Genomic DNA, 19,539 nt, shown 5'->3' on the forward strand with positions numbered 1-19,539 from the left:
GCGCCCGCAGTTCCCGATCGCGGCCGGCGGCGCCGTCCCTGCGTCGAGGCGGGCTCTCAGACCGTCGCCGACTGGCGGAAGAACAGCGCCTGGCTCACCGCCGCCTGCACCGTGCCGGCCCTGAAGGGCTTGGCGATGAGGAAGGTCGGCTCGGGCCGCGCGCCGGTCAGGAGCCGGTCTGGATAAGCGGTGATGAAGATCACCGGCACGCTGAACGAGGCGAGGATGTCGCGCACCGCGTCGATGCCGGAGGAGCCGTCGGCAAGCTGGATGTCGGCGAGCACCAGGTCGGGCCGCTGCTTCATCGCGGCGTCCACCGCGGTGTCGCGCGTGTCTGCGATCCCGATGACGTCATGGCCCATGTCGACGACCATCTGCTCGATGTCCATCGCGATGATCGGTTCGTCCTCGATCACCAGCACCCGCGCCCGCGTCTGCCGCCGCAGCTCCTGAACGGCCAGGGCGACGAGCGCATCGATCTCCGCCGCGCCGAGCTCCATGACCGCGCCGGCGTCCTCGGCGGAGAAACCCTCCACCGCCGTCAGCAGCAGCGCCTGCCGCGACTGCGGCGCGAGGCGGCCGAGACGTTCGCGCACGATCTCCTCGTCGTCCTCGACGGCCTGATCGGCGACCGCCTCGGAGCCGCCGGCGGAGGCCCAGAGGCGCTGGAACGCGCGATACAGGCCGATCTTGGGCGTAAGCGCCGGGTCGATCACGCCGCGGTCGGCGATGAGCGCCTCCAGCAGCGTCGCGACATAGCGATCGCCGGCGCCCTGCGACCCGGTCAGCGCGCGCGCATAGCGGCGCAGGTGCGGCAGATGCGGCGCGATCCGCTCCGCCAGACCGGATGGCCGGGTCGCCTCAGACGGCATCTTCATGCTCAACTCCCTGTCGCGAAGCGTCCCGTCGACCTCGACGGCGGTTTTTCGCCTGTCGCCGGGGAACCAACGCGGACCCGGCCGAGTTGGTTCCATGGGGCGGGATGCGTCGCTTCCACGGGGCGGGATGCGTCGCAAAGCCGGTTATGCGAAAGGCGATCAACGATGGGCGGTCTGGAGGGTGTCTTGGCGCAGTCTGACGATAAGGACCGACCCGCGGCGCCGGCCGCGCCGGAGACTGCCCGCCCCGAGGAGGCGGATCTGATCGGGGCGCACCTGCGCCGCCTGTTCCAGGACGCCGAGAAGGAGGAGCTGCCCGACCGCTTCAGGACGCTGCTCGACCGGCTTGCCCGCGACGAGGGGCCTCTCGAATGAGCGATCGTCACGCCTTCCACGCTCTGCTCGGCGACGAGACGCCCGCGCTGCGCGCCTTCGCGCGCTCGCTGTGCCACGACGCGACCCTGGCTGACGACCTGGCCCAGGAGACGTTGATGAAAGCCTGGGCGAAGCGCGACAGCTTCCGGCAGGGCACCAATCTGCGCGCGTGGCTGTTCACGATCCTGCGCAACACCTTCTATTCGCATTTCCGAAAGCGCCGCCGCGAGGTCTCCGACACCGACGGCGAGCACGCGGCGCGGCTCGCCTCGCGGCCGACCCAGGACCATGCGCTGGCGCTGAACGATTTCGTCGCCGCGCTGCACACGCTGCCCGAGGACCAGCGCGAGGCGCTGGTGCTGGTCGGCGGCGCCGGGCTGAGCTACGAGGAGGCGGCGGAAATCTGCGCCGTGGCCGTCGGCACCGTGAAGAGCCGCGTCAGTCGGGCCCGCGCGAGGATCGCGGAGATCATGGGCGTCGAGAACGGCGCCGATCTCGTGGCCGACGCGGCCATGGACGCGGCGGTGGCCCGCTCGATCGCGGGAGCCGCGGCCTGACCACGAAGCGCAGCGCGGAGGGGTCTCCGCCAAGACGGCCGACCGTGCGGCGCCAGCTCGCGGTGATGCTCGGCTTCGCCATCCTGCCCGCCGTCGCGCTCGCCGTCGCCGACGGCGTGCGCAGGTACGGCGACGCCGTCGACGAGGCGCGGTCGGCGTTCATGAGCGACGCGATCGTGGAGGCTCAGGGCGCGCGGGACGCGCTGGTGCGGCTGGAGTCGGCCGTGTCGACCCTGTCGCTCAATCCCGAGATCGCGCGGTTCGGCCTGGGCTGCGACGCCGTGCTGGAGAGCTTCGAGACGGGCTGGCCGATGATCCTGCGCGTCGTCGCCACGGACATGTCGGGCCTCGTGAGATGCGCCTCCGACGAGGACGCCCGCGGCGTCGACATGGCGGCCAGCCCCTCGTTCCGGAGCTTCAGCGAGCGCCCGGCCTTCGGCCTCGGCGTCTCCGCGCGCGGCGTCATCTCCGGCCGCGAGGTCGTCTATGCGATTGCGCCGCTGAGGATCGAGGGCGATATCCGCGGGATGCTCGCCATGTCGATGCCCGTGACGCAGGTGCGCTTCTTCATGGGGCCCGGCGGCGACGGCGGCATCGCGCGGCGCCGCGCCGTCATCGACTACAACGGCGACGTGCTCGTGGAGGCCGCAGGCGGGACGCGGACCACGGCGTGGCTGCCGGCCCCGGACGGCGCCGGCGCCGTGCTCGACGCGCGCGAGCGCGTCTTTCCGGCGACCTCGCGGGACGGGCGCAGCATGCTCTACGCCACTGCGCCGCTGATCCGCGGGGAAAGCTGGCTGGTCGCCGCCGCGCCGGACGACCTCGTCGTGGAACGGGCGCTCTGGCGCACGGTGCTGCCGATCTCGGCCCCGTTCATGATGCTCGTGATCGCGGTGTTCGTCGCCTATTTCGCGCTGGACCGGCTGGTGATCCGCCACCTCATCCACCTGGCCCGGATCACGCGGATCTACGGCTCTGGCAAGCTAGACCTGAGGCCCGCCGTGGGCGAGGGCGCGCCGCAGGAGATCGCCTCGCTGGCCGCCGACCTCGGCTCGATGGCGGGCAGCCTCGCGGAGCGCCAGGCGGCGCTGCGCCGCTCCGCCGAGCAGAACCGCATCCTGCTGCTGGAGGTCTATCACCGCGTCAAGAACAGCCTCCAGATGATCGTGAGCCTGCTCGCGCTGCAGACCCGCCGGGCAGAGACCGACATCGAGCGCGAGGCGCTGGAGAGGATCGGCGGCCGCGTGCACAGCATGGCGCTGGTCCACGAGAAGCTCTACGAGGCGAAGGATCTCAACGCGGTGGACCTCGGCGCCCTGCTGCGCGACATCGCGGTGCACGTGGTCAGCGCGCGGGCGCTCGACGGGCCCGGCTCCAGCCGGCTGCGTGCCGCGCTCGACGACGTCAGCGAGACGCCCGAGCGCGCGACCCCCGTGGCGATGTTCGTCAACGAGGCCATGGTGAACGCGGTGAAGCATGGCGGCCGCGACGCGCCCATAGACCTGTCGCTGCGGCGCGACGGCGCCGGCGGCTACGTCGTCGAGATCGCCAACGCGGCCGGCCGGCCGTCGGACCCGTCGGCGGCCGGCGGCGCGCTGGGCTCGCGCATCATGAGCGGCTTCGCGCGCCAGCTGCGGGCCGAGACCAGCTCGGGCCTCATGGGGGATCGCTACGTCGTCACCCTCGCCGTGGGCGCCCCGCCCCGAGGCCGCGTCGGCGCCGCGCACGGCCCGACGCAGACCGCCGGGGCCGACCCCGCCCGGAACGTTTTTCCGGGCCGACAGGATCAGTCGGCGGCAGAGACGCCGCGACAGGGCGACAGCGTTCAGCGCCGGAGCTGACGCGCTCAGGTCGAACGCCGCTCCAGCCGCGCCCCGCCGTCCCCGCGAAGACGCCGCCGCGCGCGGGCCTGAACGCTTCGGGCTCCGGCGCGTTGGGCCGGGGTGGAGACAGTCGGGATGGGGGATGTCATGGCGCAGGGCGCGACGCGCGGCGCGGAAGCGATCGGAGACGTGCTGGATGGGCTGAAGCAGGCCAACCACGGCGACGACATATCGGTGGGCGAGGTGCTCGGCGCCCTGGAGGACCGCTCTCTTGGGGTGATCATCGCCGCTCTGGGGCTCATCGCCGCGCTGCCGGTGGTCGGCGCCATACCCGGCGTATCGGTCACGATCGGCCTTCTGGTGCTGATCGCGGTGGCGCAGGCGCTGAGAGGGCGCAAGGGTCTCTGGGCGCCGGCCTTCATCCGCCGCCGGGCCATGGACGACGCGGAGTTCGACGCCGCCGTGGACCGCGTGAGGCCCTACACCGACTGGGTGGACCGCCGCCTCAAGCCGCGCGCCGAGGCGCTGACGCGCACCGAGCCGGCGCGCTGGGTCATCATCGCCTGCGCGGCGGTGCTGGGGCTCAGCCTCGTGCCGCTCGCCGTGGTGCCCTGGGGCGTGCAGGCCCCCGCGGTCGGCCTCGTCGCGCTGGGGCTGGCGCTGATGACGCGCGACGGTGCGATGGCGCTCGTGGGCTACGGCTTCGCCGCCGCCACCGTCGCCATCGCCGCGCTGATGCTCTGAAAAAGATCGTTCCTGGAACTAATCCAAAGCCGGAGCGTTTTCAGTGTATCGGTCAACTTCCAGGAGGTTCCCATGCTGGGCTGGGCTCTTACTTTTCTTGTCGTCGCACTGATCGCGGCACTATTTGGTTTTGGCGGCATCGCTTCGGCGTCAGCCGGCATTGCACAGCTTCTGTTCTTCGTGTTTATCGTGCTGTTCGTGATCGCCATCATCGCGAATGCCGTCCGTGGCCGCTCCCCGCGGATCTGATGGACGCGTCGACCCAGCCGCCGCGCCGCCATGCGGCGGCCTGCCCGCTCCTCACCGGATGAGGTGCGGGCGTCGCGTGAACTGGAGATAGCCGCCGTCGAAGCCGGCGATGCGCTCCAGCGCCTTGCGGTCGTAGATGATCAGCATCCCGTTGCGGAACGAGATCACCCCGTCCCGGTCGAAGGTCCGCAGCACCTTGTTCATGTGCACGAGGCTGATGCCGAGGATGTCGGCGAAATCCTCCTGACTGAGCGGGACGAGCAGCTCTGGAAACGTGACCAGGTCGATGATCTCGAGTCGCGACACCAGCTCGCACAGCACATGCGCCGCACGCGCCCGCGCGCTGCGCCGGCCAAGCGAGACGATCCGCTCGGCGAGTATGCTCTCCTCGTGGGCGTTCGCCCAGGCGAGCGCCGTGGCGAGGTTGGGGATGCGGCCCAGCGCGTCCTTCGCGGCGTCGGGATTGATCTCGAAGGCCGTCACGAAGTTCTTCGCGACATGGTCGAACTCCGAGCTGCGGAACAGCATCGCGTTCAGCCCGACGAAATCCCCCGGAATCGCGACGTTGACGATCTGCCGCGCGCCGTTCTCCAGCGTGCGCGAGCGCACTGTCCAGCCGGAATCGACGAGAAAGATCGCCTCGTAGTCCTGCCCCTCGCGGATGATCGAGGCGCCGGGCTCGAACTCGCGCACCCGCACGCACAGCTCCTCCAGCACCGCGCGCACCGCGTCGGTGACGGGGAAAAAACCCTCGAGCTTCTGGGCGAGCGCCTTGCTCATCGTCCCGAGACGTTCATGCCGGCCCTCGTGCAGCATCGACGTCGGTCTCCCTTCCCGCCCCGCTTCGCCCCGGAGGCTGGGGGGCGAGACCGCGCGGATCGCAGGCGCGACCAGCTTCGCCATGGCTCCGACCGGCGCCGGGATGCGCCGCGTCGGACCTGATTCTGCTAGTCCGTTCGGGGCGCCGCGGCAATACGGGACGCGCCGCCCGCCGCGCCGCGCCCCGGGCTTCGCGGCGCCCCCGGGCCCACCCTCCTACGCCGCCGGCGCGGCGCCGGCCGCCGGCGGGGCGTCGCCCTGCAGCCGCCCGAGCAGCGCCGCGCCGCTGTCGATCACGCCGCGCAGCCGCTCCTCCAGCCGCGCCATCTCCGCCAGGTCGCCGCGCAGCCCCTCGCTGCGGTCGCCGAGATCGGCCAGGGCGCGGAACAGCGCCATGTTCGTCTCGACCTGCCGTTCAGCGTGGCTGACGACGGCGCGCAGCCGGTCCTGGATCGCGGAGACGTCCGGCGCGTGGCCGCCGCCCTCGGCGGCGCGGCGCAGGCTCTCGATGCTCTCGCCCATCGCGTCGAACCACTCGTTCGAGAGCATCGGCTCGCGCCGCGCGCCCAGCATCGCGTCCCGCTCCACCCGGCGCATGCCTGCCGCGAAGTCGTCGAGCTTGCCGCGCAGGCCGGTCTGGATGCGCACGATGTCGTCGTTGACCGCCACCACCCGGCGCAGCACCGCGTCCAGCTCGCCCACGACGCGGCTGATGCGGTCGAGGAACATGTTGAGGTCGCGCGACAGCGCGCCGAACTCGTCGAGGCTCGCCACCTCCACCCGCCGCCCCAGCCCCCCGAAGGCCCGGCTGAGGTCGGACACCACCGAGCGCAGGCGCAGCAGCGGCGCCATGCGCGCCCGCAGGATCGCGAACAGCAGCAGCGTGTGCAGCACGATCTTGCCGATCGACAGCATCCCGGTGAGCTGCAGGCTCGACCACCAGGCGGCGAGCTCGCGGTCGAGATAGCTGCGCGCCGTCACCACCCCCAGCACCTCGCCGATCTCGGCCCTGACATGGCAGGTCTGGCAGAACGCCTCCGCGCGGATCTCGACGCGGCCCTCGGCGTGGGCGCCTTCCGGCCACGAGGCCCGCGACGCGCCGAGCGGCGTGAAGCCGAAGGCCTCCTCTATCGAGGCCACCGTCACCGCGCTGGGCTCGATCGCCAGGGCCCAGCCCAGTTCGCGCAGGTTCTCCTGGATGATCGGGTAGAGCGCCCGCGCCGCCACCGGCCCGCCCTCGTTGAGCATGATGGCGCGCACGTCGTCGGCCACCTCGGCGGCCTTCGCCTGCGCCTTCGCCTCGCCGTTGGCGCGGAACTCGTAGACCACGAGTCCCGCCTTCAGCGCGAACTCCGCCGCCGTCACCAGCACCAGGATCACGAAGAAATCGCGGATCATCGTCACGAGGAACGAGCGGTCGAACCCGCCCAGCGGCGCCTCCCGCGCCGTGTCAGCCCCGCCAGCCGCCATGCCGCTCTCCCCGCGCCCTGTACCCGCCCGGCGCGTCTCGTTCGCCCGCCAGCCTGCGGCAACATAACGCGGACCGGGTCGATGTCGATGCGCGACGGAGGTTCGCTTGAGCCCGGCCCGCCGCCATGGGACAAGTCGCCATGGCGCGTTTTCTCCATACGGCGGACCTGCATCTCGGCAAGCGCTTCGGCGCGGCGCCGGAGGCGCTTTCGGGCGCGCTCACGGCGGCGCGGATGGGCGCGCTGGAGCGGCTGGCCGGGGCCGCGCGCGCCCATGGCGCCGGCGTCGTGCTGGTCGCGGGCGATGTGTTCGACGCCGAGACCCCGCCGCCGCAGGTGATCCGCCAGGCGCTGCAGATCATGGCCGAGGCGGCCGACCTGCGCTGGGTGCTGCTGCCCGGCAACCACGACCCGCTCGCCGCGGACGAACTGTGGTCGCGGGCGCGGGCCGAGGCGCCGGCCAACGTGACGCTGGCGCTGACGCCCGAGCCCGTCACGCCAGGGGGCACGCTGGAGGGCGCCGTCCTGCTGCCCGCGCCCTGCCCGCGCCGCCGCCCCGGCCGCGACACGACCGAGGGCTTCGACGCCGCGCCGACGCCGCCGGGTGCGGCGCGCATCGGGCTGGCCCATGGCGCCGTCGCCGATTTCGGCGAGGAGGCCGGCTCGGCCGCCATCGCGCCCGACCGCGCCCGCCGCGCCGGCCTCGCCTATCTCGCGCTCGGCGACTGGCACGGCCAGACGCGCATCGACGCGCGGACATGGTATGCGGGAACGCCCGAGCCCGACCGTCACCGGCACGGCCAGCCGGGCCGCGCGCTCGTCGTCTCTATCGAGGGGCCCGACGCCCCGCCGCAGGTCTCGCCGGTCGAAACGGGGCGCTACTTCTGGGCCGAGCGCGCGCTGCGGCTGACGGCTGACGAAGACCCCGCCGCGGCGCTCGCCGCCGCGCTGCCGCCGACGCCCGACCGCCGCCGCACGCTGCTGCGCCTCGCCGTGGAGGGCCGCGCGCGCCTGCCCGCCCGCGCCGCGCTGCTCGCCGCGCTGGAGGCCGTCGCGCCGGACTTCGCGCTGTTCGAGCCCGATTTCACAGGGCTCTGCGTCGCGCAGGACGCGGCCGACCTCGACGCCATCGACCGCGCCGGCGCCCTGCGCGACGCCGCCGAGACGCTGCTGGCCGAGGCGCGCGACGCCGGCCGCCCCGTGCGCGAGCGCGCCGCCGCCGAGGCCGCGCTGTCGATCCTCTACGGCTACATGGCCGACGCCCCATGAGCGCCCCCATGACCGCCCCCGTGAGCGCCCCGCGATGAGGCTGCGCGCCCTGCGCCTGCACAATGTCCGCCGCTTCGAGGGGCGAGGCGTCGCGCTGGAAGGCGTAGCCGACGGCGTGAACGTGCTGGCGGCGCCCAACGAGGCCGGCAAGTCGACCTGTTTCGACGCGCTGCAGGCGCTGTTTCTCGAACGCTGCACGGGAACCGGCAAGGCGCTGAAATCGCTGCAGCCCTGGAGCGGCGAGAGCGTGACGGTCGAGGCCGACGTCGAGACCGCCGGGGGCCTTTTCCGCGTCCGCAAGCAGTTCCTGTCTCGAAAGCGGGCGCTGGTGAGCGACCTCGCGGGCGGCGGGATCGTCGCGCAGGGCGACGACGCCGAGGCGTGGATCGCGGAGATGCTCGGCGGCCCCGGCGCGCCCGCGGGCCTGCTCTGGGTGCGGCAGGGCGCGGTCGAGCTGGGCGGCAGGGGCGAGCCCGCCCCGGCCCACGAGGCCCGCCGCGACGCGCTTGCGGCGGTCGCCGGCGAAGTCGAGGCGCTGACCGGCGGGCGGCGGATGGACCGTGCGCGCCGCCGCTGCGCCGAGGCGCTCGGCGCGCTGCTCACCGATGGCCGACGCCCGAAGAAGGGCGGCCCGCTCTCCGACGCCCTGGCCGAGGCGGCGCGGCTGGCCGAGCGGGAGGCGGAGCTCGCGGCGCAGGTCGAGAGCCTCCGCGCCGATCTCGCCCGCCGCCGCGAAGCCCGCCGCAGGCTCGCGGAGATTTCCGAACCGCAGGCCGCGCAGGCCCGAACGGCGGCGCTGACCGAGGCCCGCGCCGCGCTCAGAACGGCCCAGGACCACGCCGCGCGCGCGGCCGCCGCCGGACAGGCGGCCCAGCTGGCCGCGCTTACCGCCGCGCAGACGGCGCGGGCGCTCGCGGACTGGCGCGAGGCGCTGGCCGAGGCCGCCCGCCGCGCAGACGCGCTCGACGGGGCCTTCCGCGCCATGGGCGAGGCGGACGCCGCGGCGGAGGCCGCCGGCCGCGACGAGGCCGCCGCCTCGCAGGCCCTCGCGACCGCCGAGGCCGCGGCCCGCGCCGCGGCGGACGCGCTGGCCGCCGCCCGCGCGGCCACGGCCGCCCGCGCCGCCGCCGACGCGCTGGCTGCGCGAGAGGAGACGCTGGCCCGCGCCGAGACGGCCCGCGCCGAGGCCGCCGCCGCAAGCGCCGAGGCCGCCGCCCTCGCTCCGCCCGAGGGCGTCGTCGCGCGCGTCGCGAAGGCGGACGACGCCCTGCGCGCGCTGCGGACCGCCGCCGAGGGCGCCGCGCCGCGCGTCGTCGTCGAGCCCGTGCCGGGCGCCGAGGACGCCTTCACCGTTTCAGGTCGCGCCGTCGCGCCGGGCCGCGCGCTCAGCGTCGCCACGCCGCTGCGCATCGAGATCGCCGGCCGCGGCGTCGTCACCGTGAGCCCCGGCGCCGGACCTCCGGACGGCGGGGCGAAGCTGGCCGGCGCGGAGGCCGCGCTCGCCCGCGCGCTGGCGGAGGCCGGGGCGCCCGACCGCGCCGCGCTTGAGTCCCGCGCCGCGGCCGCCCGCGACTGCGCCGCGCGGGCCGACGTCGCGACGGCGACGCTTTCGGCGCTCGCGCCGCGTGGCCTCGACGCCCTGCGCGCCGAACTCGCCGCGCTGCGCCGGGCCGGCGCCGGCGCGGCCGAGGCCGACGAGCAGGCGCCGCCCGACCCAGACGCCGCCGAGCGGGCCGCGCGCGCCGCCGAGGCCACGCTCGCCGCCGCCCGCCAGCGCCAGAGCGACGCGCGCGGGCGCCTCGCCGGGACCGCAAGCGCGCAGGCCGTGGCGGCCTCCCGTCTCGAGGACGCCCGCCGCGCAGCGGAGGCCGCCGACCGGCGGCTCGGCCCGTCCGAGGCCCGCACGCCCCGCGAAACCGCGCTCGCCGCCGAAAGCGCCGCCGCCGTCGAAGCCGACGCCGAGGCCCGCGCGACGCTGGAGCGCCTGCGCGCGGCCGCCCCCGATCTCGCTGCGGCGGAGGCCGCCGAGCGCCGCGCCGTCTCCGCCGCCGCCAACGCCGACGCCGAGATCGCGCGGCTCGGCGTCGAGATCGCGCGGCTCGACGGCGCGGTGGAGACGGTGGCCGGCGCCGCCCCCGAAGCGGCGCTCGCCGAGACCCAAGGGCGCCGCGCCGCCGCCGAAGCCCGCGCCGCGGCGCTTCAGGCCGAGGCCGACGCGCTCTCCCGCCTCGCCCGCGCGCTCGACGATGCCCGCGCCGGCGCCAGCGCGCACTATTTCGAGCCGGTGCTGGCCGAGCTGCGCCCCCTGCTCGCGATGCTGATGGACAGCGCCGAGATCGCCTTCGACGAGGCCGCGCTGCTGCCGTCGGAGATGACCCGCGCGGGCCGCGCGGAGCCGGTGGAGAGCCTCAGCGGCGGGACGCGCGAGCAGCTCGCCGTCCTCACCCGGCTCGCCTTCGCGCGGCTGATCGCGAAAGGCGGCGGCGCGGCCCCCGTCATCCTCGACGACGCGCTCGCCTTCTCCGACGACGACCGCATCGAGCGCATGTTCGACGCGCTGCACCGACAGGCGGGCGATCTGCAGATCGTCGTGCTGACCTGCCGCCAGCGCGCCTTCGAGCGCCTCGGCGGAACCGTCCTGCGCTTCGAGGACTGGTCGGGAGAGTGACCGCCCGGCCCTGGCGCCGCCGGTCCTAGCGCCGCCGGTCCGAGACGGTCAGCACGCCGGCCCGCTCCAGCGCAGCGATCTCGCCGGGGTCGAAGCCCGCCTCCGCGAGCACCTCGCGCCCGTCGCCGCCCACAGTCGGCGCGTCGCGCCGCATGCCGAGCCGCCTGCCGCCGAAGCCGAGCGGCAGCGCCGGCAGGCCGACCGCCCGGCCGTCCGCGACCGAGACCTCCACCAGCCCGCCGGAGGCGCGCAGATGCGCGTCGTCGGCCAGCGCCTCCGGACTCGCCACCGCCGCCCAGGGCAGCCCCGCCGCGCCCAGCTTCGCGCAGAGCACGTCGCCGTCGAAGGCCGCGAGCCGCGCCGCGACGTCGGGGATCAGCCGCTCCCGCGCCGCCACCCGCGCCGTGTTGGTCGAAAGCGCGGGGTCGGTTGCGAGGTCCGACGCGCCGAAAGCCGCGCAGAACGCCGCCCATTGCGGCTCGCTGACGACCGCGGCGAAAATCTGCGCGCCGTCCCGCGCGGTGAAGATGTCGTAGACGCCCCAGGCCGGCGTGCGCACGCTCATCGGCTGGAGCGGCTGGCCGCTCACCGCCGCCTGCGCGATGTGCTGCGCCACGAGGAACGCGCAGTTCTCGAACAGGCCCGACGCGACCTGCTCGCCGCGCCCCGTGACCTCCCGTTTTCGCAGCGCCGCCAGCGCGCCGATCGCGCCGAACATGCCGCCCATCACGTCGTTGACCGAGGCGCCGGCGCGCAGCGGCCGACCTGGCGGGCCGGTCATCCAGGCCAGCCCCGCCATCATCTGCACCACCTCGTCGAGCGCCGTGCGCTCCTGATACGGCCCATCGAGGAAGCCCTTGTGCGAGACGTGGACGAGGCCGGGGTTGCGCGCCGACAGCGCCTCCCAGCCGAAACCCGCCCGATCCATGGCGCCGGGGCGGAAGTTCTCCGAAAAGACGTCCGCCCGGTCCACCAGCCGCAGCGCCGCCTCCCGCCCCGCGTCGGAGCGGATGTCCAGCGCCACCGAGCGCTTGTTGCGGTTGTAGGCGGCGAAGTAGCCGGCGCCTGAGCCGGTCAGGCGTCGCGTCGCGTCGCCCTCGCCGGCCGGCTCGATCTTGACGACGTCGGCGCCGAGATCGGCCAGGATCATCCCGCAGGTCGGCCCCATCACCATGTGCGCGATCTCGACGACCCGCACCCCGGCGAGCGGCAGATCGCCCTCGGGCACGGTCAGCCCCGCGCCGCTCACGCCGCGCGCCCCGAAACAGCGCGCAGCTTCGGCGGCAGCGCCGCGACCGCGCCGTGAAGCGGCTCGCCCGGCAGCGCGCGCGCCAGCACGTCGCGGGCCGCCAGCAGCTTCTCGAGGTCCACCCCGGTCTCCACCCCCATCAGGTCGAACAGATGCACGAGATCCTCCGTCGCGATGTTGCCCGAAGGCCCCGGCGCGAAGGGGCAGCCGCCGAGCCCGGCGAGGCTGGCGTCGAAAGTCCGCACGCCGGCCTCGAAGGCGGCGCAGGCGTTGGCGAGCCCCAGCCCGTTGGCGTTGTGCAGATGCACCCCGTCGAGCAGAGGGCCGACCTCCGCGCTCACGCGCGCCACGAGCCGCGCCACTTGCCGCGGATGGGCCATGCCGGCGGTGTCGGCGAGGCCCATGGCGTCCGCCCCCGCCTCCGCCAGCATCGCCGCCAGCCGCACGACCGCGTCCTCCGCGACGGCGCCCTCGATGGTGCAGCCGAAGGCGGTGGAGAGCCCGCCCTCGATCGCCGGCCGCGCGCCCTCCGGCCTCGCGTCGCACAGCCGGCGCAGCGCGGCGAGTTCGGCGACCGCCGCCTCCGGCGGCTTGTTGACGTTGGCCGTCGAATGCGACCGCGAGACCGAGACCGGCAGCGTGATCTTGTGGACCCCCGCCGCCAGCGCCCGCTCGCCGCCCTTCAGGTTCGGCGCCAGCGCCGCGACCGTCAGGCCGGGAATGGCCAGCGCATGGGCGACCACCGCCTCGATGTCGGCCATCATCGGCAGCGCCTTCGCCGGCCCGAACGCGCCCACCTCGATCTCGCGCAGCCCCGCCGCCGCCAGGGCGTCGATCCAGGCCAGCTTGTCGGCCGTCGCCATGCGCCCGGCGGCCATCTGCAGCCCGTCGCGCGGCCCGACCTCGCTGACCAGCGCGGTCTCCCGTGTCGCATCGACCATCCCGGCTTCTCCACGCATTCTCTATTTGTAGCAGTCTGCCTGACAGACTACTGTTCTGTCTGATGGATACTTACACGGCGAATCGGCTCGCGAGGCAAGCGGGGCGGTCCGGGCGGCGAGGGACGAGGGGCGAGAGGCGAGAGGCGAGGTCATGGACGGCTCAGGCGGAAACAGACCCGAGGCGCGACCGGCCGCGCACCCCGAACCGCAGGCGGCGCGGCGCGGGGGCGCGCGCGCTGCGCCGGCGCGTCCGAAGGCGCAGCGCGTCGAGGCGCTCGAACGCGCCTTCTCCATCCTGGAGGCCTTCGCCGACGGCCCTTCGCGGCTGACGCTGGCCGAGCTCACCCGCCGCACCGGCCTTTACAACTCCACCGCCCTGCGCCTTGCCGCGACCCTGGAGCAGGGGGGCTTCCTGCTGCGCGATCCCGACGGCCGCTTCCGCCTCGGTCCCTCGCTGTGGCGGCTGGGCTCGCTCTACCAGCGCGGCTTCGACCTCGCCGCGGAGGTCCGCCCGGCGCTCGACCGCCTGGCCGAGGCGACCGGGGAGACGTCGGCCTTCTACGTCCGCGAGGGCGAGCGGCGCGTCTGCCTCTACCGTCGCCACGGCGCGCAGGAGATCCGCCACCATGTCGAGGAGGGCGCCGAGCTGCCGCTCGACAGCGGCGCCAGCGCCCGCGTGCTGCGCGCCTTCACCGGCGACGCCGGTCCCGCCCATGACGTCGTGCGCGCCGCCGGCGGCCATGTCTCCTTCGGCGAGCGCGAGCCCGAAGCCGCCGCCGCCGCCGCCCCGGTGTTCCTCGCCGGCGGCGCCTTCGCCGGCGCGCTGACCGTCGCCGGCCTGCGCGCCCGCTTCAGCGAGGCGCGCGCCGCCGCGATCTTCCGCGCCGTGAAGGCCGAGGCGGCGGCGCTGAGCGAAAGGCTCGGGGCCCGGCCGCGGCGGTGAGCGCCCGAACCTCCGTCGCCGGCCCGCCGCCGGCGGCGCGGGGCGCTGACGCGACGCTCGGCACGGTTCGGACACGCCCGCGCGCAGGTCCGCGCCGCCGCCTGCGCCGGGGCGGAGGGGTCACGCGACCGTGACGCCGCGGCGCCGGCGGAACCCGGCGAGATGACTTGACCGCGCGCCCACCCGCCGGCCAGCTTCTCGCAGCGCAGGCGGAGGGACCGGCCATGGCCGATGACGGAGGCGACGCGACCGAGACGCGGCTCGCGACGGCGTTGCGCTCGGCCAACACCGGCGACGCCGCCGCCTACGAGACGTTCCTGAGCGAGGCCGCCGACCTGCTGCGCGCCGGCGCCCGCGCCCGGCTTTCGCGTCTTGGCTTCGGCGCCCACGAGGCCGAGGACGTGGTGCAGGAGACTCTGATGGCCCTGCACCTCAAGCGCGCCACCTGGGACGGCGTGCGGCCGGTGCTCCCCTGGATCCGCGCCATCGCCCGCCACAAGGCGCTCGACGCCGCCCGGCGGCTCGGGCGGCTGCGCGCGCGCACCCACGCCCAGCCGGTCGAGGACTGGGCCGACATCCTGGCCGGCGCCCCGGACGCCGAACCCGCGGCCGAGGCCGCGCCGGAGGGCGTCGTCCGGGCGCGGCTCGCCGAGGCGCTGAAGGGCCGCGAGCGCGGCGTGGTCGCCGCGCTCGGCCTTGAGGGCCTTTCGGTCGCCGCCGCCGCGGCGCGGTTCGCGATCAGCGAAGGCGCGGTGCGCGTGGCCTTCCATCGCGGGCTGGCGCGGCTGCGCGCATCCGCCGCGGCGGAGGGCGAAGGCGAGGGCCGCGGCCTCCCGGCGTCGGCGCCGCGCGTCGCGGCCCGCGTCGCGGACGCGAGCGCGCGGCGATGAGCACCGACGCGCTCATCCGCCGGCTCGCCGCGGACCTGCGGCCCGTGGACCCTCTGCGCGCGCCGCAGCGCCTGGCGCTGGCGCTGGGGCTCTCGTTCCTCGCCGCCGCAGCGCTCGTGCTGACGGTGTTCGGCCTGCGGTCCGACCTCGCGGCCGGGCTCGCCACCGGCGGCGGCGCGGTGAAGCTCGTCGGCGGGGTCGCGCTGGCCGCCGGCGGCGCGCTCGCCGCCTGCCGCCTGTCGCGCCCCGCCGCCCCGCCGGACGCCGCGCCGCTCGCGCTGATCGGCCTTGCGGCGCTTTTCGCCGCCGGCGCCGTGGCTTTCTCCGACGTCCGTTCGCCGATGGGCGCCGTGCTGGCCAACGCCCCGGCCTGCGTCTGGGCGATCTGGGCGCTCGGGCTGGCGCCGCTCGGCGCCGCGCTCCTCGCCCTGCGCGCCGGCGCGGCGACGCGGCCGCGCGCCGCCGGCGCCGTCGCAGGCGTCGCCGCCGGGGGCGTCTCGGCGCTGGCCTACGCGCTCTCCTGCCCCGCCGACGATCCGCTCTTCGTCGCCGTCGCCTATGGCGGCGCGATTCTCGCCCTCGCCGCGCTCGGCGCGCTGGCCGGCCCGCGCGCCCTGCGCTGGTGAGCGGGGGCCGCGCCGCCGCCGGTCAAGGCGCGGCGCGCTCCGGCCCCGCACGATCCGGCCCCTGCCACACATGCGCGCGGCTCCGGCGCCCTGCCGCCACCGGCGCGGCTTGCGGGCGCCCTAGTCACGCGCGCCGGCGTAGCGGGCCTCGTCGAGGTAGTAGGCTTCGAAGCCCACCCGCTCCCGAAGCTCGGCGAAGCCCATCAGCCCCTCGGGCGCGCGGTCGGCGCGCATCGCCGCCAGCGCGTCGGTCATGGCCCGCATCGCCGTCGCCATCAGCGTCAGCGGCCAGGCCGCCACGCCGTAGCCCATCTCGCTCAGCGTCGCCTGGCTCGGGATCGGCGTCTCGCCGCCCTCCACCAGATTGGCCATCTTCCAGCCCGGCAGTTCGGCGCAGAGCCGGCGCATCTCCGCCTCGGACTTCGGCGCCTCCACGAACAGGATCTCCGCGCCGGCCTTGTGGAAGGCCTCGGCGCGCCAGAGCGCCTCGTCGAGCCCGTGGCCGTGGCGCGCGTCGGTGCGCGCGATGATCAGGATGTCGGAGCCGATCTCGGCGCGCGCGTCCACCGCCGCGCTGATGCGCTCGACCGCCTCGGTCCGGTCCACCACCAGCTTGCCTTTCGTGTGGCCGCAGCGCTTGGGCGCCAGCTGGTCCTCGATCATCACCGCCGCCGCGCCGGCCTGCGCGTAGCCCTTCACCGTCCGTTTCACGTTCAACGCGTTGCCGTAGCCGGTGTCGCCGTCGCACAGCACCGGCAGCGCCGTCGCGGCGCAGACGTCGCGCACGGCGCCGGCCATCTCGGCGTAGGAGATCAGCCCTGCATCCGGCGCCCCGATCCGCTGGGCCGAGACGCAGAAACCCGACATGAAGGCGGCGCGGAACCCCGCCTGCCCGATCAGCCGCGCCGTCAGCGCGTCCCCGCAGGAGGGCGTGACCAGCAGTTCGCCGCTCTCAAGCAGCGCGCGCAGCCGCGCGCCGGGAGAGGCGCCGGGGAAGGCTTGCGGGGTCGTCACAGGTTTCTCGGCAGCCACAGGGCGATGTCCTCGAACAGGTAGATCAGGATGACGGTCAGCAGCATCAGCAACACGAAGGGCGCGGCGCCGCGCGCCACCTCCCCCATCTGCGCCCGCCCGATGCTCTGGATGACGTAGAGATTCAGCCCCACCGGGGGCGTGATCAGCGCGCACTCCACCATGATGATGAAGAAGATGCCGAACCAGATCGGGTCGACGCCCAGCGCCGCCATCGTGCCGGCCAGCACCGGCATCATGATCAGCATCATCGACAGCGCCTCCATGAACAGGCCCATCACCAGCAGCGCCAGCGCCACCGCGATGATGAAGGCCCCCGCCGTGTCGACGTTCGCCGTGATGAAGGCCGAGAGATCCTGCGGCACGCGCCACAGCGCGATCGCCTTCCCGAACACCTTCGCCCCGGCGACGATCAGCAGGATCGAGGCCGAGGACCGCATGCTGTCGGCCACCGCCGCCTTGAGGTCGGCCCAGCTCAGCGAGCGCAGCACCACGACGGTCAGGAACAGCGCGCCGATGAAGCCGATGGCGGCGGCTTCCGTCGGCGTGAACCAGCCCTGGTAGATGCCGGCGATCACCAGCCCCGCCAGCGCCGCCGTCGGCAGGGCGCGCAGGCCGGTGCGCCGCCGCTCGCCTTTCGCCGCCCGCGGGCTCGGCGTGTAGTCGGACGAGAACTTCGCGTAGAGCATCGCATAGACGATGAAGAGGGCCATCATCAGCAGCCCCGGCCCCACCCCGGCCATGAACAGCGCGAGTATCGAGCTCTCCGTGATCACGCCGTAGACGATCAGGATGATCGAGGGCGGGATGAGGATGCCAAGCGTCCCCCCCGCCGCCAGCAGCCCGAAGACGAAGGGCCGCGGGTAGCCGCGCCTCGTCATCTCGGGAATGGCGACCGAGCCGATGGTCCCCGCCGTCGCGACCGAGGAGCCGGAGATCGCCGCGAACAGCCCGCAGCTCAGCACCGTGGCCACCGCCAGACCGCCGGGCCAGTGACCGACCCAGGCCTGCACCGCGGCGAACAGGTCGCGCCCCACCCCGCCCCTCAGCAGGATGTTGGACATCAGCAGGAACAGCGGGATCGCGAGCAGGATGAAGCTGTCGAGCGCCGAGAGCAGCCCGGTCGAGGCCATCGACGGCGCGAAGCCGCCGACCAGCAGCAGCCCCAGCCCCAGCCCGCCCAGCGCGAAGGCCACGGGCACCCCGACGAGCAGCAGCGAAAACAGCGCCAGCAGGATCAGGACGACTTCCATCGCGCCTACTCCTGAACCGGGCTGTCGTCGGGCATGGGCGCCCCCATGGCCGTGCGCGCCATCTCCAGCGCGGTCTGCAGCCCCAGCAGCGCGAAGGCCGCCGGGACCGCCGCCTGCGGCCACCACGCCGGCATGTCGAGCATCGAGCCCGTCGTGCGCCCGCGCGCAAAACTGTTGAGCGGCGCGTCCAGCCCCGCCCAGACCACGACGACGCAGACCGCCAGCACCACCGCCAGCGCGATCAGCCGCGCCGCGCGCCGCGCCGGCTCGCCCAGCAGCGCGGTCACGACCGTCACGCGGATGTGCTGGCCGTGGCGCAGCAGCGCCGGCGCCGCCAGCAGCGTCGCCCACACGAAGAACAGCCGCGACAGCTCCTCGGCCCAGATCGTCGGCGCGGTGAAGAAGTAGCGCGCCGCCACCTCGTAGCTCAGCATCAGCCCGACGGCGAAATACACCCAGCCCGCAAAGGCGGCGAGCGCGTCGGACAGGCGGTCGACAAGCCCCATGGCGGGCCTCCCTGAGATGGGCGATGCGCGCCGGCGCCGCGCGAGCGGGGAAAGCGGCGCTGCCCCGGACCCCGATCCGGGGCCCCGACGAACGGCGCGCGACGCCGGCGGCTTTCTCCTGCGCGCGCGCCAGCCCCGCGCCGCGGCGTCCAGAAACCCGGAGACCGGGCGACCGGCAGGCCCGCAGACCGGGCGGCCCCGGACCCGATCCGGGGCCGCGCCCCTTGCGGCGTCAGAGGCCGTTGGCGGCGTCTAGCACCTCGCGGCCGAGCGGCCCGGCCTCCGCCAGCCAAGCGTCGATCACCGGCGCGGAGGCCGCCTTCCACGCCGCGACCTGCTCGGCCGTCGGCGTGTGGACCTTCATGCCGGCGGCGACGGCGTCGGCCAGCGCCTCCTTCTCGATCTCGCTCATGCGGTCGCGCACGTCGGCCTCGGCCTTCAGCGCGGCCGCCTCGACGGCCGCCTGCTGCTCGTTGGTCAGGTCGTCCCACGCGTCCTCGTTGATGACCACGAGGAACTCGATGTCGCCGTTGTTGGTCAGGGTGACGGCGTCCATCACCTCCCACAGCTTGCGCGACTGCACGCCCGAGAGGCCCGTCATGCCCACGTCCACCGTGCCGCGCTGGTATGCGAGGAACTGCTCGGAGCCCGAGATCAGCGTCGGCGCGCCGCCCAGCTCCTTGACCCACTCGCCGAGCCACTTGCCGAACACGCGGACCTTCTGGCCCTGCAGATCGTCCGGCCCCATCAGCGGCTCGCCCTTGGAGAGCAGCACGTTGCCGCCATAGGCCTGCCACCACAGCACCTTGGCGCCGGTCTCGGCGATGGCGGCGTCGAGCGGCGCGCGCACGGGCGAGCCCGGCGCGGTCGCGGCGCGCACCTTCGCCTCGGTGTTGAGCACGAAGGGCATGTAGAAGATGTCCACCGCCGGGATGTCGCCCACGAAGCGGCTGAGCGAGGCGACGCCCATCTCGATCTGGCCCGAGCCGACCGCCTCCGGCACCTCGTTGTCCTTGTAGAGCTGCGCGCTGTCGTAGATCTCGATCTTCACGTCGGAGGTCTTCTCGACCTCCTCCTTGAACAGCAGCAGGTTCTGCCCGAGATGGCTCGCCAGCGGCAGCTGCAGGGTGATGCGCAGCGTCGTCTCGGCCTGCGCGGCGCCAGAGATGGCCAGCGCCAGCCCGGCGCCCAGAAGCGTCCTCATCATGGTCATACCTCCCAACGGTTTCTTGTTGGGCGCGATAGAGG

Annotated in this window: 19 protein-coding genes; 10 read left to right on the top strand and 9 right to left on the bottom strand. The window is 74.6% G+C overall.

What is annotated here, in order from left to right; translation table 11 throughout:
• Positions 1–56 precede the first annotated feature (56 nt).
• Positions 57–878 (bottom strand): response regulator, encoded by an 822-nt coding sequence (locus BLW43_RS12765; RefSeq protein ID WP_425441181.1) that lies wholly within the window; start codon positions 876–878, stop codon positions 57–59.
• A 186-nt stretch (positions 879–1,064) separates the two neighbouring features.
• On the opposite strand from BLW43_RS12765, the gene BLW43_RS23560 reads away from it, so the two are divergent.
• The 5 genes from BLW43_RS23560 to BLW43_RS12790 all read left to right on the top strand — a co-directional run bounded on the left by BLW43_RS23560 (position 1,065) and on the right by BLW43_RS12790 (position 4,626).
• Positions 1,065–1,253, top strand: coding sequence for a NepR family anti-sigma factor (locus BLW43_RS23560; RefSeq protein WP_245731041.1), 189 nt, complete (start codon positions 1,065–1,067; stop codon positions 1,251–1,253).
• Entirely contained in the window at positions 1,250–1,810 is a 561-nt protein-coding gene (locus tag BLW43_RS12775; protein WP_093254014.1) for a sigma-70 family RNA polymerase sigma factor, read from the top strand. The genes BLW43_RS23560 and BLW43_RS12775 overlap by 4 nt, the downstream gene beginning before the upstream one ends.
• A gap of 44 nt (positions 1,811–1,854) precedes the next feature.
• A complete protein-coding gene (locus BLW43_RS12780; protein ID WP_093254015.1) occupies positions 1,855–3,651 on the top strand; it encodes a sensor histidine kinase in 1,797 nt (598 codons plus the stop codon).
• A 117-nt stretch (positions 3,652–3,768) separates the two neighbouring features.
• Positions 3,769–4,377 carry an exopolysaccharide biosynthesis protein gene (locus tag BLW43_RS12785; RefSeq protein WP_093254016.1) on the top strand — a complete coding sequence of 203 codons (609 nt, stop codon included), beginning with the start codon at positions 3,769–3,771 and terminating at the stop codon, positions 4,375–4,377.
• Between the two features lie 72 nt (positions 4,378–4,449).
• Positions 4,450–4,626, top strand: coding sequence for a DUF1328 domain-containing protein (locus tag BLW43_RS12790; RefSeq protein WP_093254018.1), 177 nt, complete (start codon positions 4,450–4,452; stop codon positions 4,624–4,626).
• Between the two features lie 51 nt (positions 4,627–4,677).
• Here BLW43_RS12790 and BLW43_RS12795 read toward each other — a convergent pair whose 3' ends face one another.
• Both BLW43_RS12795 and BLW43_RS12800 read right to left on the bottom strand, forming a co-directional pair.
• A complete protein-coding gene (locus tag BLW43_RS12795; RefSeq protein WP_175478885.1) occupies positions 4,678–5,442 on the bottom strand; it encodes a Crp/Fnr family transcriptional regulator in 765 nt (254 codons plus the stop codon).
• A gap of 219 nt (positions 5,443–5,661) precedes the next feature.
• Positions 5,662–6,915, bottom strand: coding sequence for a HAMP domain-containing protein (locus tag BLW43_RS12800; RefSeq protein WP_093254020.1), 1,254 nt, complete (start codon positions 6,913–6,915; stop codon positions 5,662–5,664).
• 140 nt (positions 6,916–7,055) lie between these two features.
• On the opposite strand from BLW43_RS12800, the gene BLW43_RS12805 reads away from it, so the two are divergent.
• Together BLW43_RS12805 and BLW43_RS12810 are read left to right on the top strand one after the other, a co-directional pair.
• Positions 7,056–8,183 carry a metallophosphoesterase family protein gene (locus BLW43_RS12805; RefSeq protein ID WP_093254021.1) on the top strand — a complete coding sequence of 376 codons (1,128 nt, stop codon included), beginning with the start codon at positions 7,056–7,058 and terminating at the stop codon, positions 8,181–8,183.
• A gap of 34 nt (positions 8,184–8,217) precedes the next feature.
• Positions 8,218–10,851 (top strand): AAA family ATPase, encoded by a 2,634-nt coding sequence (locus BLW43_RS12810; protein ID WP_093254022.1) that lies wholly within the window; start codon positions 8,218–8,220, stop codon positions 10,849–10,851.
• Positions 10,852–10,876: 25 nt separating this feature from the next.
• On the opposite strand, the gene BLW43_RS12815 is transcribed toward BLW43_RS12810, so the two are convergent.
• A complete protein-coding gene (locus BLW43_RS12815; protein WP_217632172.1) occupies positions 10,877–12,100 on the bottom strand; it encodes a CaiB/BaiF CoA transferase family protein in 1,224 nt (407 codons plus the stop codon).
• Positions 12,097–13,041 (bottom strand): hydroxymethylglutaryl-CoA lyase, encoded by a 945-nt coding sequence (locus BLW43_RS12820; RefSeq protein WP_093254024.1) that lies wholly within the window; start codon positions 13,039–13,041, stop codon positions 12,097–12,099. The genes BLW43_RS12815 and BLW43_RS12820 overlap by 4 nt, the downstream gene beginning before the upstream one ends.
• Positions 13,042–13,192: 151 nt before the next feature.
• On the opposite strand from BLW43_RS12820, the gene BLW43_RS12825 reads away from it, so the two are divergent.
• The 3 genes from BLW43_RS12825 (at position 13,193) to BLW43_RS12835 (ending at position 15,500) form a co-directional block, all read left to right on the top strand.
• Positions 13,193–13,984 carry an IclR family transcriptional regulator gene (locus BLW43_RS12825; protein ID WP_093254025.1) on the top strand — a complete coding sequence of 264 codons (792 nt, stop codon included), beginning with the start codon at positions 13,193–13,195 and terminating at the stop codon, positions 13,982–13,984.
• 224 nt (positions 13,985–14,208) lie between these two features.
• Positions 14,209–14,874 (top strand): sigma-70 family RNA polymerase sigma factor, encoded by a 666-nt coding sequence (locus BLW43_RS12830; RefSeq protein WP_093254026.1) that lies wholly within the window; start codon positions 14,209–14,211, stop codon positions 14,872–14,874.
• On the top strand, positions 14,871–15,500 hold the full coding sequence (locus BLW43_RS12835) for an NrsF family protein (RefSeq protein ID WP_093254027.1): 630 nt from the start codon (positions 14,871–14,873) through the stop codon (positions 15,498–15,500). Before BLW43_RS12830 ends, BLW43_RS12835 begins: the two co-directional genes overlap by 4 nt.
• A 120-nt stretch (positions 15,501–15,620) precedes the next feature.
• On the opposite strand, the gene BLW43_RS12840 is transcribed toward BLW43_RS12835, so the two are convergent.
• From BLW43_RS12840 to dctP, 4 genes are all read right to left on the bottom strand, one after another.
• Positions 15,621–16,514 (bottom strand): isocitrate lyase/PEP mutase family protein, encoded by an 894-nt coding sequence (locus BLW43_RS12840; protein WP_093254029.1) that lies wholly within the window; start codon positions 16,512–16,514, stop codon positions 15,621–15,623.
• A complete protein-coding gene (locus tag BLW43_RS12845; RefSeq protein ID WP_093254030.1) occupies positions 16,511–17,785 on the bottom strand; it encodes a TRAP transporter large permease in 1,275 nt (424 codons plus the stop codon). The genes BLW43_RS12840 and BLW43_RS12845 overlap by 4 nt, the downstream gene beginning before the upstream one ends.
• 5 nt (positions 17,786–17,790) lie before the next feature.
• The gene (locus BLW43_RS12850) at positions 17,791–18,291 is read right to left on the bottom strand and encodes a TRAP transporter small permease (protein WP_093254031.1); all 501 of its coding nucleotides are present in this window, start codon (positions 18,289–18,291) and stop codon (positions 17,791–17,793) included.
• Positions 18,292–18,523: 232 nt separating this feature from the next.
• A complete protein-coding gene (gene dctP / locus BLW43_RS12855; protein WP_093254033.1) occupies positions 18,524–19,498 on the bottom strand; it encodes a TRAP transporter substrate-binding protein DctP in 975 nt (324 codons plus the stop codon).
• Positions 19,499–19,539 lie beyond the last annotated feature (41 nt).

Origin of the sequence: Rubrimonas cliftonensis, assembly GCF_900107585.1 — a bacterium.
GTDB lineage: Bacteria > Pseudomonadota > Alphaproteobacteria > Rhodobacterales > Rhodobacteraceae > Rubrimonas > Rubrimonas cliftonensis.

What these genes read in the sequence shown, in the direction of transcription:
- BLW43_RS12765 (WP_425441181.1), bottom strand. Translation starts at nt 878, where the DNA reads ATGAAGATGCCGTCTGAGGCGACCCGGCCATCCGGTCTGGCGGAGCGG.
- BLW43_RS12775 (WP_093254014.1), top strand. Translation starts at nt 1,250, where the DNA reads ATGAGCGATCGTCACGCCTTCCACGCTCTGCTCGGCGACGAGACGCCC.
- BLW43_RS12785 (WP_093254016.1), top strand. Translation starts at nt 3,769, where the DNA reads ATGGGGGATGTCATGGCGCAGGGCGCGACGCGCGGCGCGGAAGCGATC.
- BLW43_RS12790 (WP_093254018.1), top strand. Translation starts at nt 4,450, where the DNA reads ATGCTGGGCTGGGCTCTTACTTTTCTTGTCGTCGCACTGATCGCGGCA.
- BLW43_RS12795 (WP_175478885.1), bottom strand. Translation starts at nt 5,442, where the DNA reads ATGCTGCACGAGGGCCGGCATGAACGTCTCGGGACGATGAGCAAGGCG.
- BLW43_RS12800 (WP_093254020.1), bottom strand. Translation starts at nt 6,915, where the DNA reads ATGGCGGCTGGCGGGGCTGACACGGCGCGGGAGGCGCCGCTGGGCGGG.
- BLW43_RS12805 (WP_093254021.1), top strand. Translation starts at nt 7,056, where the DNA reads ATGGCGCGTTTTCTCCATACGGCGGACCTGCATCTCGGCAAGCGCTTC.
- BLW43_RS12810 (WP_093254022.1), top strand. Translation starts at nt 8,218, where the DNA reads ATGAGGCTGCGCGCCCTGCGCCTGCACAATGTCCGCCGCTTCGAGGGG.
- BLW43_RS12820 (WP_093254024.1), bottom strand. Translation starts at nt 13,041, where the DNA reads ATGGTCGATGCGACACGGGAGACCGCGCTGGTCAGCGAGGTCGGGCCG.
- BLW43_RS12825 (WP_093254025.1), top strand. Translation starts at nt 13,193, where the DNA reads ATGGACGGCTCAGGCGGAAACAGACCCGAGGCGCGACCGGCCGCGCAC.
- BLW43_RS12830 (WP_093254026.1), top strand. Translation starts at nt 14,209, where the DNA reads ATGGCCGATGACGGAGGCGACGCGACCGAGACGCGGCTCGCGACGGCG.
- BLW43_RS12835 (WP_093254027.1), top strand. Translation starts at nt 14,871, where the DNA reads ATGAGCACCGACGCGCTCATCCGCCGGCTCGCCGCGGACCTGCGGCCC.
- BLW43_RS12845 (WP_093254030.1), bottom strand. Translation starts at nt 17,785, where the DNA reads ATGGAAGTCGTCCTGATCCTGCTGGCGCTGTTTTCGCTGCTGCTCGTC.
- BLW43_RS12850 (WP_093254031.1), bottom strand. Translation starts at nt 18,291, where the DNA reads ATGGGGCTTGTCGACCGCCTGTCCGACGCGCTCGCCGCCTTTGCGGGC.
- dctP (WP_093254033.1), bottom strand. Translation starts at nt 19,498, where the DNA reads ATGATGAGGACGCTTCTGGGCGCCGGGCTGGCGCTGGCCATCTCTGGC.